Consider the following 12,406-nt stretch of genomic DNA (forward strand, 5'->3'; position numbering starts at 1 on the left):
GGGTTCACCGGATGTCATCGCACGCTCCAGAAGTCGCGGGCGGCACGCAGGGTGCCGCGCCAAGAGCCGGAGACCTTGGACTCGCCGTGAGTCCGCGGCCGATAGGTGATGTCGCGCTCCAGCACCAGCCAGCCCGCGCGGGCCGCGCCGGTCAGCAGGGCCAGCGGGTAGCCGGAGCGGGCGTGCAGGTGGCCGAGCGCCTGCAGGCGGTCGCGGCGGGCCACCCGCATGGCGGCAATATCGTGCACGTTCAGTCCGTAGTGGCGGCGTAGCCGGAAGGCGAAGGCCCAGTTGCCGATTCGCGCGTGCAGCGGCAGCGCGCCGGGCACGGCCGGGCGGCGGCGGCCGACCACCATATCGACGCCGGGGCCGAATTCGGCCACCAGGCGCGGTAGCTCGCCCGGATCCAGGGAGCCGTCAGCGTCGAGCACGGCCACCAGCTCGGTGCGGGCGGCATCCACCCCGGCGTGCACGGCACTGCCGTAGCCGGGGGTCGCCTCGGTCACCACGGTGGCGCCCGCGGCCCGCGCCACCTCGGCGGTGCCGTCGGTGGAACCGTTGTCCACCACGATCACCCGATAATCCGGGGGAATTGCTGACAGTACGCCGGGTAATGCGTCCGCTTCGTCCCGGCAGGGGATCACCACCGTGACCCCGGGTTCGGAGTCCCACTCGGTCATGGCCTCGACCGTACGGCCAACGGGGTCGTTTCGACCCCGGGACACGCATGACGAAAGTATGACAAGAGCAGGCAGAATGGCTATCCGGACAGTTCCGGCGGGTTTCGGGGCTTAGGGTTTCCGGCATGGCGAACGCTTCCGCGACGAGGGTCGCGCGCTACGTCTCCACCCGCGTCGACGGTTATTGCGCCCTCGCGGCCTTTCTCCTCGTGCTCGCGGCCTTCCTGGTTCCGCGAATCGAGGGCAAACCGTGGCGGGACAAGCTGTACGCCGGGGCCGCACCGATCTTCGGCGGTTGGCTGCCGCACCTCGGGTGGGGCACGATACCCGCGATCGCCGTCGCGGCGGCCGTGGTGCGGTTCGGGCCGGGCCTCGCGCAACGACTCTCGTGGGGCCGATTGTTGGCGGCCACCTGGGCGACGGCGGCGGTGTGGGCGTTCGCGCTGGCCATGGTGGACGGCTGGCAGCGCGGCTTCGCGGGACGACTCACCACCCGTGACGAGTATCTGCACGAGGTCGGCGGCGTGCACGACATCGGGGCCGTGCTGCGCGGATTCTCCGGGCGCATCCTGGATTTCCAGCCCGATTCGTGGACCACGCACGTGTCCGGGCATCCGCCGGGCGCGCTGCTGGTGTTCGTGCTGCTGGACCGCATAGGGCTGGGCGGGGGCGCGTGGGCGGGGCTGCTGTGCCTACTGGTGGGGACCAGTGCCGCGGCGGCGGTGCCGTTCGCCATTCGGGCGCTCGGGTCGGAGCATCGGGCCCGGGCCGCAACGCCTTTCCTCGCCTTGATGCCCGCGGTCGTCTGGATTGCGGTGTCGGCGGACGGGCTGTTCGCGGGGGTGGGCGCGTGGGCGGTGGCGTTGCTGGCGCTGGCGACCCGGTTGGGGCGGGGGTGGATGGTCACCGCGGTGGCGTCCGGGCTGCTGTTCGGGTTCACCCTGTTCCTGAGTTACGGCCTTGTGCTGATGGCGATTCCGGCCGCCGCGGTGCTGTTGGCGCGTTCGTTCCGGCCGCTGCTGCCCGCGCTGGCGGGTGCGCTCGCGGTGGTGGCGGGTTTCGCCGCCGCCGGATTCTGGTGGCTCACCGGCTATCACCTCGTGGTGGAGCGCTACTACCAGGGCATTGCCAGCACGCGCCCGTACTCGTACTGGGTGTGGGGCAATCTCGCGGCGACCGTGTGCGCGGTGGGACTGGCCACCGCGGCGGCGAGCTGCCGGGTGCTCGTCGAGCTCGAGGTGCTGCCCCTGCATCCCCTCCGACACTGGTTGCGGCGCTGGCGCTCCCATGTCGATCCGGCGGCCCTGGTGGCGGCCGCGGGGGTCGCCGCCATTCTGGTGGCGGACATCAGCGGGCTGAGCAAGGCCGAGACCGAACGGATCTGGCTGCCGTTCGATGTCTGGGCGCTGGCCGCCACCGCACTGCTGCCCCGCCACAGCACCCGCTTCTGGCTCGTGGTGCAGGCGGCGGGGGCGCTGCTGATCAATCACCTGATCCTGACGAACTGGTAGCCGCCGCGGCCGAATTCACCGCCAAGTCGGCGCGCCGGTTCCGGCGGTGCTGCGCAGCGGGGCGGTGGCGAACTCGGCCAGGCCGACACCCGGGGTGATCTCGGCGACGAAACCCAGTGTGCGGCGGGCTCGTTCGGGGCTGGCCACGATATGGCGGACATCGCCCGCGCGGTAGTCGCCGGTGATCACCGGTGGCTTGCCGCCGCACGCACGCGCCAGAATCGCGGCCACCTCACCGATCGTGAGGGGATTGCCGGAGGCGATATTGAGCGGCGTGAACGCGCCCATCGGATGTTCGAGGGCGGCGACATTGGCGGCGGCGATATCGCGGACGTGGATGAAATCGCGGGCCTGCGTGCCGTCTTCGAACACGCGCGGGGACTCACCGGCCTCCAGCGCGGAGCGGAAGATGGCGGCCACCCCGGAATACGGTGTGTCCCTGGGCATATCGGGGCCGTACACATTGTGGTAGCGCAGCGCGGTCACGGTGCCGCCGGTGGCCGCCGCCCACGCGAGGGCGTAATGCTCCTGCGCCACTTTGGATGCGGCGTAGAGGCTGCGCGGCCGCAGCGGCGCGTCCTCGTCGATGGGTGCCCAGGTCAGCGGGCGACCGTCGGGGCCGTAGTGGTCGAAGCGGCCGTGGTCGAGGTCGTTGCGGGTGCGCGGGGCCGGATTCGTCTGCGCGCCCGCGGAATCCACGTACCGGCCCTCGCCGTAGACGACCATCGACGAGGCCAGCACCAGGTGGCGGCACTGCGCACGCTCCATGGCCGCCAGCAGCACGGCCGTGCCCAGGTCATTGTGGCTGGCGTAGGCGGGCGCGTCCTGGGCGCTGACCCCCGCGCCGACCACGGCGGCCTGATGACAGACCACGTCGATGCCGCGCAGCAGCTCGTCGAGGCGGTCCGGATCGCGCACGTCCACGCGCGCGATGCCGGGCGGGGGCACCGCGGCCGGGCCGTGGGCGGCGGCGAGCATGAGGTCGGCCGCCACGACCTCGTGGCCGGCGGCCAGCGCCGCGCGGTGAATGTGCGAGCCGATGAACCCGGCCGCGCCGGTCAGAAGTACACGCATGGGCCCGATTCTGTGCGGCCGCGCGGCCGCACACGACCGGACCGGCCGAGTTCGTCCGGTTCGTCATGGTTTGGTCAGACGCGGTGCTTGCCCTGGGCGGCCGCGTGGCGCACAATTCATCACGTAGTGAATTCAACACTCGATGAATTGAGGGTGACCGTGACGGCACCAGCGACAACATCCGACGCCATCGCCATCGAGCACCTCGAGGTGCGGCGCGGTGGCCATCAGGTTCTGCAGGACATCACGCTGACCGTGCCCCGGGGCAGCATCACCGGGGTGCTCGGGCCGTCGGGGTGCGGCAAGACCACGCTCATGCGCAGCATCGTGGGCACGCAGATCATCGAATCCGGCACGGTCACCGTGCTCGGTGAGACGGCCGGGTCCCGGGGGTTGCGGCGGCGGGTCGGGTATGTGACGCAGGCTCCGAGCATCTACGACGATCTGACCGTCGCCGACAATGTCGCGTATTTCGGTGCGCTGTACGGGGCTTCGCCCGACGGCGTCGAAACCGCTTTGGCGGCGGTGGGTCTCACCAGCCATATCGAGCATCGGGGCAGTGAGCTGTCGGGCGGCCAGCGCACCCGGGTGTCGCTGGCGTGCGCGCTGGTGGCCGATCCGGAGCTGCTGGTGCTCGACGAGCCGACGGTCGGACTCGACCCGGTGCTGCGCGCGGACCTGTGGGAGCAGTTCCACGCGCTCGCGAAACAGGGCCGGACACTGCTGGTTTCGAGCCACGTCATGGATGAGGCCGAACACTGCGATCGGCTGCTGCTCATGCGCGAGGGTCGTCTGCTCGCCCAGCTCTCCCCCGCCGAATTGCGGTCCGACACCGGCGAATCCAGCCTGGAGAACGCCTTCCTCAAGCTCATCCGGATGGGAGAAGAACTGTGACCGCGACCTTTTCGGCGCAGGACCAGGCACGCCCGGCCGGGCCGCGTCCGCTGGCCTGCTACACCGCCACCACCGTGCGGATTCTCAAGCAGTTGCGGGCCGACCGCCGCACGGTCGCCATGATCGTGTTGGTGCCCGCACTGCTCATGACGCTGCTGTATTTCGTGTACAAGAACTATCCGACCATGCCGCACGCGCCGCGGCTGTTCGACCGGATCGGCATCACCATGCTCGGCATTCTGCCGTTCGTGGTCATGTTCCTCATCACCGCGATCGCCATGCAGCGCGAACGGGTTTCGGGCACCCTCGAACGGCTGATGACCACGCCGCTGTCCAAGCTGGATCTGCTCGCCGGGTACGGCACCGCGTTCTCGATCGCGGCCGCGGTGCAGGCGGGCGTCGCGTGCCTGGTCGCCTTCTGGCTGCTCGGGCTGAATGCCGCGGGCAGTCCGGGTCTGGTCGTGCTGATCGCGGTGGTCGATGCCGTGCTCGGCGTGGCCCTGGGCCTGCTGGCGAGCGCGTTCGCGCGCACCGAGTTTCAGGCCGTACAGTTCATGCCCGTGATCGTGCTGCCGCAATTCTTCCTGTGCGGCCTGCTGGTTCCGCGCGGCCAGCTGCCCGGCTGGCTCGAGGCGATCAGCAATGTGCTGCCGCTGAGCTACGCCGTCGACGCCCTGCAACAGGTCTCGACCCACACCGGCGCCACCGGTCAAATGTGGCGCGATGTCCTCATCGTCGCCGTCTTCGCCGCCGTCGCACTGGGTTTGGGCGCGGCCACCCTACGCCGCCGCACCGCATGACCGACTCCAACGGCACCCGCAGCGGACGGCGTCCCGGCAACTCCGGCACCAAGGAGGCCATCCTGGACGCCGCCCGCACGCGGTTCGCCGCGGTCGGCTTCCTCAAGGCGTCGATCCGCTCCATCGCCTCGGCCGCAGGCGTGGATCCCGCCCTGGTGCACCACTATTTCGGCACCAAACACGAATTGTTCGCCGCCGCTCTGAAACTCCCCATCGACCCCAACGACATCCTCTCGCGCTTCCGCACCGTCCCGATCGAGGACCTGGGCGAAACCATCATTCGGACAGTCGTCTCCATCTGGGACTCCCCCATGGGCGTCCCCGTGGTAGCCGCCTTCCGCGGCCTCCTCCTAGGCGACGACCCCTCCCTGGCCCGCACCTTCCTCCTGGAAATCGTCCTGAAAGAAATTCAGCCCCGCGTAGATTCGCCCCCGGGCACCGGCGCCAAACGCGCCTCCCTCGCCGCCTCCCAACTAGCTGGCCTATTCCTCACCCGAAAAATCCTCCACCTGGAACCCATAGCCTCCATGCCGGTCGACGAACTGGCCACCACCGTCGGCCCCACCCTCCAGCGCTACTTCACCGGCGAGCTCGACGGGCTCACGCCATTGGAGTGAGCGTCGTCAGGCCTGGGTGAGGTAGAAGGTGTGGTCTTCGTCGGAGACGTCGCGGGCCTCGTCGATGAGGAGGACGGGGATGCCGTTGTCTACGGGGTAGGCGCGGTGGAGGCGGGGGTTGTAGAGGAGGGGGTCGCCGGTGGCGGTGTGTACGAGGTGCAGGGGGCCCTTGTCCTGGGGGCAGGCGAGCAGGCTCAGCAGGGTGGCGTCCAGGGTTTCCTCCGACATGACCGACAACCTACCGGTCGGCGTCGGTGGGCGCGGAATCGGTGCGGCGGAAGCTGATGTGGCGGTGGCCGAAGAAGCTCGCCACCGCGACCAGACCCATGACGACGACCGCGGCGGGCTTGTCGGGGGCGTGCAGCAGGGAGACCGCGAGTTGTAGCAGCACCATGTTCAAGACCATGCCGACCGCGTTCACGCCGACGAAGGCGATGAAGTCGCGCAGCACGTGGCCGCGGACCCGGAACACCAGCGTGCGGTGCAGGACGAACGCGATCACCATGCCGACCGCGTACGCCAGCGCCACCGACAGCGCCGCGGCCACATCCTTGTTCACCACGCCGCCCAGGACGGTGAGCCAGAAGATGGTCAGCGCCATCCCCATCAGCGTGTTGAACCCGCCGACCAGCGCGAAGGCGACCTCTTGGCGACGCACCAGCCGCAAGAGCGGTCCGGCCGGGGCGGTTTCGGGGTGCCCCGGCGCGGGCAGGCCCGAGACGGGCTCGGGGCGCTGTCCCGCACCCTCGGATTCCATGGCCACACCCTCGGAACCCACGGCCGCGTCCCCGGATTCCATCGCCGGGTCCTCGGTCAGCGAGCGGTGTGCGTCCGTCATTTGGCCGAGCCCACCAGTCCGCGATCCGGATCGTCGATCTGCTCGACGGCCGGTGCGCCCCGGCCGCGGCGGCGCGTGCGCAGGTAGAGCCACTCGAGCACGCCGAGCCCGACGAGTCCGGCCGCGGCACTGCCGATTCCGATCTTCCAGCCCGGCGGTCGCCAGCTCAGCTCCAGCTCGGCATTGTCGGTCCCGGCCGGAATGTCCACGGCCACGAAGACTTTCGACACGGTGTGGAACGGGATGGTCTTGCCGTCGAGGGTGACGCGGTAGCCGGGCCAGGCCAGGCGCGCGAAGGTGAGCCGCCCGCCGGTCTGCGAGGAAACCCGCACCTTGCTGGTGGTGTCGGTCTCCTCGATAGAGGTGGCGGTGGCATCGTGGGCGTCGGCGATGCGGCCGTTGGCGGTCGAGATGGGGCCGCCGTCGCGTTCGAGCACCCAGATGTACTTCTCATGACCCGGGACGTCCACGAAATGCCAACCCTCGGGCGCGGGTTGGTTGCCCGCGTCCGGGAACATGGCCTTCTGCAACACGACTCGGTCGATGAGCATCAGATCCGCCAGCGTGCGCCCGGTGGTGGGTTCGGGTGCGAACAATCTCCGGTAGGAGTCGGGGCACACACTGGAATCCCATTCCATGCACAGCATCTGCATGAAGTAGAAGTAGCCGTTGGGCGTGTACCCGTTGACGTAGCCATCGCGTTCCAGGTGTTTGGCGTAGTTGCCCCACACCAGCGACCCGTACGCGCCGTCCAGGCTCTTGTCGGCGGGCTGCAGCAGTCCGCGGTTGGCGAGCTGAAGAGTCGTGCCGCCCTCGAACTTCGGGAACACGGCCATGGCCTCGCTGCGGTTGGCGGGCAGGTTCCACGACATCGGGGTGGGCTGCACCCACCACACCTGGAACCAGGCGATGGGCACCATGGCCGCGATCACCAGCGCGGTGGCCGCCGAGACGCCGCGGGTGCGACCCAGCCACACCACACCCAGCCCGACCGCGATCACGACCGCCGCGGAACCCAGATGCCAGAGCACGTCGTGCGGGTCGGCGGAGAAGGTCCGCACCCACAGCGCCAACACCAGCACCAGCGCCGCGATGACGCGCTTGCGGCGGTCACGCAGGGTGCCGAAGCGGCCCAGCAGCACGCACACCAGCACCAGCAGCCCCAGCGCCAGCATGGGCAGCACGCGGGCGGGCCAGCGCAGCGGGCCGACGGTCCCCGGTCCGGCGGTCCACATCAGGGCCATCAGCGCGAACAGGGCGATGGCGACGAACTGCTTCCAGTGCCGTTGCGCGGCTTTCCAATCCACGAACGCCAGCGCCGGGATCAGGAACCAGGCGATGTAGGTCATGGGCAGCGGCTGGATGTAGCCCCACCAGGAGGTGAAGGCGGGCAGGGTGGTGGGCAGGCTGGGGTTCAGCGATTCCGACCACGGCACCGTCAGGAACTGGTCGTTATTGATCTGCGAGTTGCCCCGCGCGGTCACCTGCGCCGACAGCATCGACGGCAGGAAGGTGAGCAGACCCGCCAGGCCCGCCGACACCGCGGCGGCGATCAGGCGCAGCAGCGGAGCGAAGGACTCGCGCGGCCGCGTCCGCAACGCGCCGCCCTGGCACACCAGATATCCGACGGCCACCGCGAGCAGCATGAGCACGGCCTCGACGGCCGGGAACACGTACTGCACCGAGATCGCCAGGTAGAGGTACACGAAGACCGGGATCGGCCCGCTCTGCCCGCGCAGGTAGCGCTCCGAGGACGCCCAGGCGTGAATCATCCACGCGGTCCCGGCCATGGCCGTGAACCAGCTGGCCTCGTCGAAGAACAGGAAGAATCCGGTGAACGGCATGGCCACACCGGCGACCGCGGCCCACTGCGGGCGCGCGCCGTACACCAGGCACACCCGGTACACGCCGAGCCCGGTGATGATCGCGTAGATCAGCTTCACGATGGTCGCGTACACCGCGAGATTGGGCACCGAGGGCGCGATCAGATCGATCAGCAGCTGCGGCGGGTTGAACAGTCCCGCTTCCTCATTGGTGTAATTGCCCGTCATCCACTGCTCGGGAATCAGGAACGGGAAGTGGCCGTCGCGGAAGGCGCGGCCGAAGAACACCCACAGGCCGGTGTACTGGGATTCGGTGTCGTCGGTGAAGAAGTGGCGGGGGTTGGCCGCAATGACGGCCAGGTAGCCGAGGGTCACCCCGATCGCGGTGACCAATCCCCAGCGGTAGACCTCGCGTCGATCGGCGCTCAGGCCGCGCGGGCCTCGCTCCTTCTTCGCGTCCGGCCCGGATTCGGTGGCCCCGACCACCTTGGACATTGAGCTCTCCACCACGAGTTCCAGACCCTACAGGGCGGCGGTGTCGATGGCACTTACGCGGGCCGTCGGCCCGGTCGGGTGATTCGCGAGCGACCAGCGGCTTCGATTGTCGCGTCGAATGCCCGAACCACCAGCGTGTTAGAGTTCAGCGCGGCTCAGGCGCTGTTTTTGGGCACCGAGTTCCGGCACACACCGTCATCGAAAGTACATTCAGCTGATGCCGATTCCGTCCGCACGCACCTACGCGAGCGACCCGAGCGTGACCTCCGGCCCCGAGCGGTCCGCGCGGGTGCACGCCGTCTCCGTCGTGGTGCCCGTGTACCGCGGCGAGGAGACGATCGCCTCGCTGGTCAGTGAGCTGGACAAACTGGGCGAGCCGGTGAACACCACCGGCGGCGCCGCCTTCCGGGTCGAGGAGATCGTGCTCGTGCACGATCACGGTCCCGACCGGTCGGATGTGGTGTTGCAGGAACTCGCCGAGACCTACCCGCAGGTCCGCGTGGTGTGGTTGAGCCGCAACTACGGGCAGGACGCCGCCACCATCGCGGGCATGGCCGCCGCGCGCGGGGACTGGACGGTCACCATGGATGAGGACGGGCAGCACGACCCGGCCTTCATCGCCGACTTCCTGGACGCGGCCCTCGCGCAGCGCGCCGATCTGGTCTATTCCAAGCCGGTCAATACCCGCCCGCACGGGTTCCTGCGCAATATCACCTCGCGCGGGGCCAAGCTGGTGCTGGCGACGCTGTTCGCCTTCCCCGACTCGACCCGGTTCGAGAGCTACCGGCTGATTCGCGGCGATATCGCGCGGCAACTGGCGCAGGTCGCCTCCAACGGCGTGTACCTGGACGTGGCGCTCACCTGGGTGGTGGGCGAGGTGGCCCAGGTGCCGGTGCAGTTGCGCGCCGAGGGCCGCGAGGAATCCGGCTACAACTACCGGCGACTGTTCTCGCTGTTCTGGAAGATGGTGCTGTGCAGCGGAACTCGCGGCCTGCGCCTGGTGAGCCTATTAGGTGTGACGCTGGCACTGGGCGGGCTCGGCATGGCGGGGTGGGTGGTGTACCACGCCCTGACCGACAGCGGCACCGACCCCGAGGGCTGGGCCTCGCTCATGACGGTGCTGCTGCTGTGCTCGGGCGCGGTGCTGTTCTCCCTCGGCCTGATCGCCGAATACCTCGGCGTGGCACTGCATGTGCTGGTCGGCAAGCCGCTGTATCTGACCGTTGACACTCCGACGCCGCGACCGCAGCAGCCGCGCGGCGACAACCGTTACGACGACACCGAATTCGAACCGGCAGCCAGGGGGATCTCCGCGCGTGAGCAGTGACCGCATCATCTTCAGCCGCCCCTTCCGCGCCGCGCGTGAGCTGCCGAATATCGAGGCGGTGCTGTCCTCGGACCACTCGCACGGCGACGGACCGTTCACCGCGTCGGCGACGGCGAAGCTGCGCGAGATCACGGCCGCGCCGTACGCGCTGCTGACCACCTCGTGCACGCACGCGCTCGAAATGGCCGGGCTGCTGCTGGAACTCGGGCCCGAGGACGAGGTCATCGTGCCGAGTTTCGCGTTCACCTCCAGCGCGACGGCCATGGCCCTGCGCGGGGCGACCGTCGTGTTCGCCGATATCGATTCCGAGACCGGCAATCTGGATCCGGAGTCGGTGGCGCGGGTCATCACACCGCGCACCAAGGCCGTCATGGTGATCCACTACGGCGGTGTGGCCGCCGACATGGAAGGCCTGCAGCGGCTGGCGGATTCGCACGGCTTCGCGATTATCGAGGACAATGCGCACGGACTCGGCGGCTACTACCGGGGCCGTCCGCTCGGCACCATCGGGACCGTCGGCGCGCTGTCGTTCCACGACACCAAGAACGTGCACTGCGGTGAGGGCGGCGCGGTGCTGCTCACCGACGAAATCCTCATGGCGCGGGCGGAAATCATTCGCGAGAAGGGCACCGACCGGGCCCGGTTCCTGCGTGGCGCGGTGGACAAGTACTCGTGGCAGGACATTGGATCCTCCTATCTGCCCAGCGAATTGAACGCCGCGGTGCTGGATGCGCAGCTGGCGGAGTTCGAGACCATTCAGGCCAACCGGCATCGGGTGTGGAATCACTACGCGGCCGCGCTGCCGGATTGGGCCGCGCGCAACGATGTTCGGCTCATGTCCGTGCCGTCGGACCGCGACCACACCGCGCACCTGTACTACCTGCGCGTTCCCACCGAGCACCGCCGCGACGACCTGATCCGGCATCTGTCCGGGCTGGGCATCGTGGCACCGTTCCACTACATCCCGCTGGACTCCTCCCCCGCCGGTCTGAAGCTCGGCCGCACGCCGTTCCCGTGCGTGCGTAGCGCGGAATTCTCCTCGACCCTGGTGCGGCTGCCGCTGTGGCCGGGGCTCACCGAGGAGCAGTTGACCCGCGTCGTCGACGGGGTCACCAGCTTCACCGTCTGATGCGGCGACGTGAAAGTCCGGTTTACGGCCGGACTTTCACCTTGCGTTCTCAGGCCCGACCGTTACGCTTCCCGCCGAAGATTCCGGCGTAGGCGAGCGCGCCGATCGCCCCGCCGATGAGCGGGAACACGATGAACGCCCACAACTGCCCCCAGGCGTCTTCCTGGAAAGGTGCCGAGGCCAGACTGCGCGCCGGATTGATCGACGCGTTATCCACCGGAATCGCAACGAAATTCGTCAGCGCCAGCGTCAGACCGATGGCCACGCCCGCCAGCGCGGTGTCCGCCACCTTGTCGGTCACCGCCAGCACGACCAGCACCAGCAGCGCGGTCATCACGACTTCGACCACGATGACCGACCCCAGCCCGTAGCCGTCCTTCCCCGCCGCATGGGGCCCGTACTCGCCCCACCCATTGGCCGCCAGCCCATCGGTGTCCCGGTGGTAATCCGGCAACCCCTTCGCGACAGCGAAGACCAACAGCCCGCCGACGAGCGCCCCCACCGCCTGCGCCACCACATACAGCGCCGCCGCAACCGGCCGAATCCGCCCCAAGAGCAAATGCCCCAGTGTCACAGCGGGATTGATATGACACCCCGACACCCGCCCCAACGTGTAGGCCAGGCACAACAGCGTGAACCCGAACGCCAACGAAACCCCGAGCGCCCCCACCCTCGATCCGGCCAACACCGCCGTCCCCACCCCACCGAACACCAGCAGGAAGGTCCCCACCCCCTCCGCCACCACCTGCCGCCCCAATGAAACCCCACCCCGCCCAACATCTTCCGCAACCACGCCACCAGCAGCAATAGCCATAACCACCCACCCCTTCGAGGTAAGCAGCATCGAATTCCGATGTTGTATAAGGTTTTCGACAACCGACGCCATCCATCGCAACGTCGGCCCACCCTCACCACGCCCCAACGACCCACCCGGTTCAATGAACGGACCCATGGGAACTGTCAGCCGGGCTGGATCGCGGCGTCATGGCACACTGGACGGGGATTTGATCTCGAGGGGGAACGTTGTCGGTGATTTCAGCTGCCGCTTGTCCGCATCCGCCGGGTCTGATACCCGAACTCGCAGGCCCGACAGACGAATTGAGCGAGTTACGGCTGGCCTGCGTGGAGGCGATCCGGCGGCTGGGGATACCCAAGTTCGTGACGGGCGCTCAGATGGAGGGGTGGAGGGACGCTCGGGAATGGGTGGGTTCTGAGCCC

Annotated in this window: 12 protein-coding genes; 6 read left to right on the top strand and 6 right to left on the bottom strand. The window is 68.9% G+C overall.

Annotated features, from left to right (window positions below):
- Positions 1 to 14 precede the first annotated feature (14 nt).
- Positions 15 to 680 carry a glycosyltransferase family 2 protein gene (locus VMT40_RS34450; protein ID WP_326363659.1) on the bottom strand — a complete coding sequence of 222 codons (666 nt, stop codon included), beginning with the start codon at positions 678 to 680 and terminating at the stop codon, positions 15 to 17.
- Positions 681 to 805: 125 nt separating this feature from the next.
- Between VMT40_RS34450 and VMT40_RS34455 the strand changes: the two genes are divergently transcribed.
- Positions 806 to 2,191, top strand: a complete 1,386-nt coding sequence (locus VMT40_RS34455) for a hypothetical protein (protein ID WP_326363661.1) — start codon at positions 806 to 808, stop codon at positions 2,189 to 2,191.
- Between the two features lie 15 nt (positions 2,192 to 2,206).
- Here VMT40_RS34455 and VMT40_RS34460 read toward each other — a convergent pair whose 3' ends face one another.
- The gene (locus VMT40_RS34460; RefSeq protein ID WP_442790105.1) at positions 2,207 to 3,265 is read right to left on the bottom strand and encodes an NAD-dependent epimerase/dehydratase family protein; all 1,059 of its coding nucleotides are present in this window, start codon (positions 3,263 to 3,265) and stop codon (positions 2,207 to 2,209) included.
- 159 nt (positions 3,266 to 3,424) lie between these two features.
- Here VMT40_RS34460 and VMT40_RS34465 point away from each other — a divergent pair, with 159 nt between their 5' ends.
- Genes VMT40_RS34465 through VMT40_RS34475 form a run of 3 tightly spaced genes read left to right on the top strand, consistent with a single transcriptional unit; the run spans position 3,425 to position 5,576 of the window.
- Complete coding sequence (locus VMT40_RS34465; protein ID WP_326363663.1) at positions 3,425 to 4,159, top strand: ABC transporter ATP-binding protein; 735 nt, start codon at positions 3,425 to 3,427, stop codon at positions 4,157 to 4,159.
- A gap of 50 nt (positions 4,160 to 4,209) precedes the next feature.
- Positions 4,210 to 4,959, top strand: coding sequence for an ABC transporter permease (locus tag VMT40_RS34470; protein WP_326364017.1), 750 nt, complete (start codon positions 4,210 to 4,212; stop codon positions 4,957 to 4,959).
- The gene (locus tag VMT40_RS34475) at positions 4,956 to 5,576 is read left to right on the top strand and encodes a TetR/AcrR family transcriptional regulator (RefSeq protein ID WP_326363665.1); all 621 of its coding nucleotides are present in this window, start codon (positions 4,956 to 4,958) and stop codon (positions 5,574 to 5,576) included. Before VMT40_RS34470 ends, VMT40_RS34475 begins: the two co-directional genes overlap by 4 nt.
- 6 nt (positions 5,577 to 5,582) lie before the next feature.
- Here VMT40_RS34475 and VMT40_RS34480 read toward each other — a convergent pair whose 3' ends face one another.
- The 3 genes from VMT40_RS34480 to VMT40_RS34490 are packed head-to-tail and all read right to left on the bottom strand — an operon-like array spanning position 5,583 to position 8,732.
- Complete coding sequence (locus VMT40_RS34480) at positions 5,583 to 5,804, bottom strand: Trm112 family protein (protein ID WP_326363666.1); 222 nt, start codon at positions 5,802 to 5,804, stop codon at positions 5,583 to 5,585.
- Between the two features lie 10 nt (positions 5,805 to 5,814).
- Positions 5,815 to 6,414, bottom strand: coding sequence for a GtrA family protein (locus VMT40_RS34485; protein WP_326363668.1), 600 nt, complete (start codon positions 6,412 to 6,414; stop codon positions 5,815 to 5,817).
- Positions 6,411 to 8,732 (bottom strand): hypothetical protein, encoded by a 2,322-nt coding sequence (locus VMT40_RS34490; RefSeq protein WP_326363669.1) that lies wholly within the window; start codon positions 8,730 to 8,732, stop codon positions 6,411 to 6,413. Before VMT40_RS34490 ends, VMT40_RS34485 begins: the two co-directional genes overlap by 4 nt.
- 289 nt (positions 8,733 to 9,021) lie before the next feature.
- On the opposite strand from VMT40_RS34490, the gene VMT40_RS34495 reads away from it, so the two are divergent.
- Both VMT40_RS34495 and rffA read left to right on the top strand, forming a co-directional pair.
- A complete protein-coding gene (locus VMT40_RS34495; RefSeq protein WP_326364018.1) occupies positions 9,022 to 10,059 on the top strand; it encodes a glycosyltransferase in 1,038 nt (345 codons plus the stop codon).
- Positions 10,049 to 11,188: a dTDP-4-amino-4,6-dideoxygalactose transaminase gene (gene rffA / locus VMT40_RS34500; RefSeq protein ID WP_326363671.1), complete on the top strand. Its 1,140-nt coding sequence runs from the start codon at positions 10,049 to 10,051 to the stop codon at positions 11,186 to 11,188. The genes VMT40_RS34495 and rffA overlap by 11 nt, the downstream gene beginning before the upstream one ends.
- 49 nt (positions 11,189 to 11,237) lie before the next feature.
- On the opposite strand, the gene VMT40_RS34505 is transcribed toward rffA, so the two are convergent.
- Complete coding sequence (locus VMT40_RS34505) at positions 11,238 to 12,002, bottom strand: aquaporin (protein ID WP_326363672.1); 765 nt, start codon at positions 12,000 to 12,002, stop codon at positions 11,238 to 11,240.
- Between the last annotated feature and the right edge of the window lie 404 nt (positions 12,003 to 12,406).

This window comes from Nocardia sp. CDC160, from assembly GCF_035818795.1.
GTDB lineage: Bacteria > Actinomycetota > Actinomycetes > Mycobacteriales > Mycobacteriaceae > Nocardia.

What these genes read in the sequence shown, in the direction of transcription:
- VMT40_RS34455 (WP_326363661.1), top strand. Translation starts at nt 806, where the DNA reads ATGGCGAACGCTTCCGCGACGAGGGTCGCGCGCTACGTCTCCACCCGC.
- VMT40_RS34450 (WP_326363659.1), bottom strand. Translation starts at nt 680, where the DNA reads ATGACCGAGTGGGACTCCGAACCCGGGGTCACGGTGGTGATCCCCTGC.
- VMT40_RS34460 (WP_442790105.1), bottom strand. Translation starts at nt 3,265, where the DNA reads ATGCGTGTACTTCTGACCGGCGCGGCCGGGTTCATCGGCTCGCACATT.
- VMT40_RS34485 (WP_326363668.1), bottom strand. Translation starts at nt 6,414, where the DNA reads ATGACGGACGCACACCGCTCGCTGACCGAGGACCCGGCGATGGAATCC.
- VMT40_RS34480 (WP_326363666.1), bottom strand. Translation starts at nt 5,804, where the DNA reads ATGTCGGAGGAAACCCTGGACGCCACCCTGCTGAGCCTGCTCGCCTGC.
- VMT40_RS34505 (WP_326363672.1), bottom strand. Translation starts at nt 12,002, where the DNA reads ATGGCTATTGCTGCTGGTGGCGTGGTTGCGGAAGATGTTGGGCGGGGT.
- VMT40_RS34475 (WP_326363665.1), top strand. Translation starts at nt 4,956, where the DNA reads ATGACCGACTCCAACGGCACCCGCAGCGGACGGCGTCCCGGCAACTCC.
- VMT40_RS34490 (WP_326363669.1), bottom strand. Translation starts at nt 8,732, where the DNA reads ATGTCCAAGGTGGTCGGGGCCACCGAATCCGGGCCGGACGCGAAGAAG.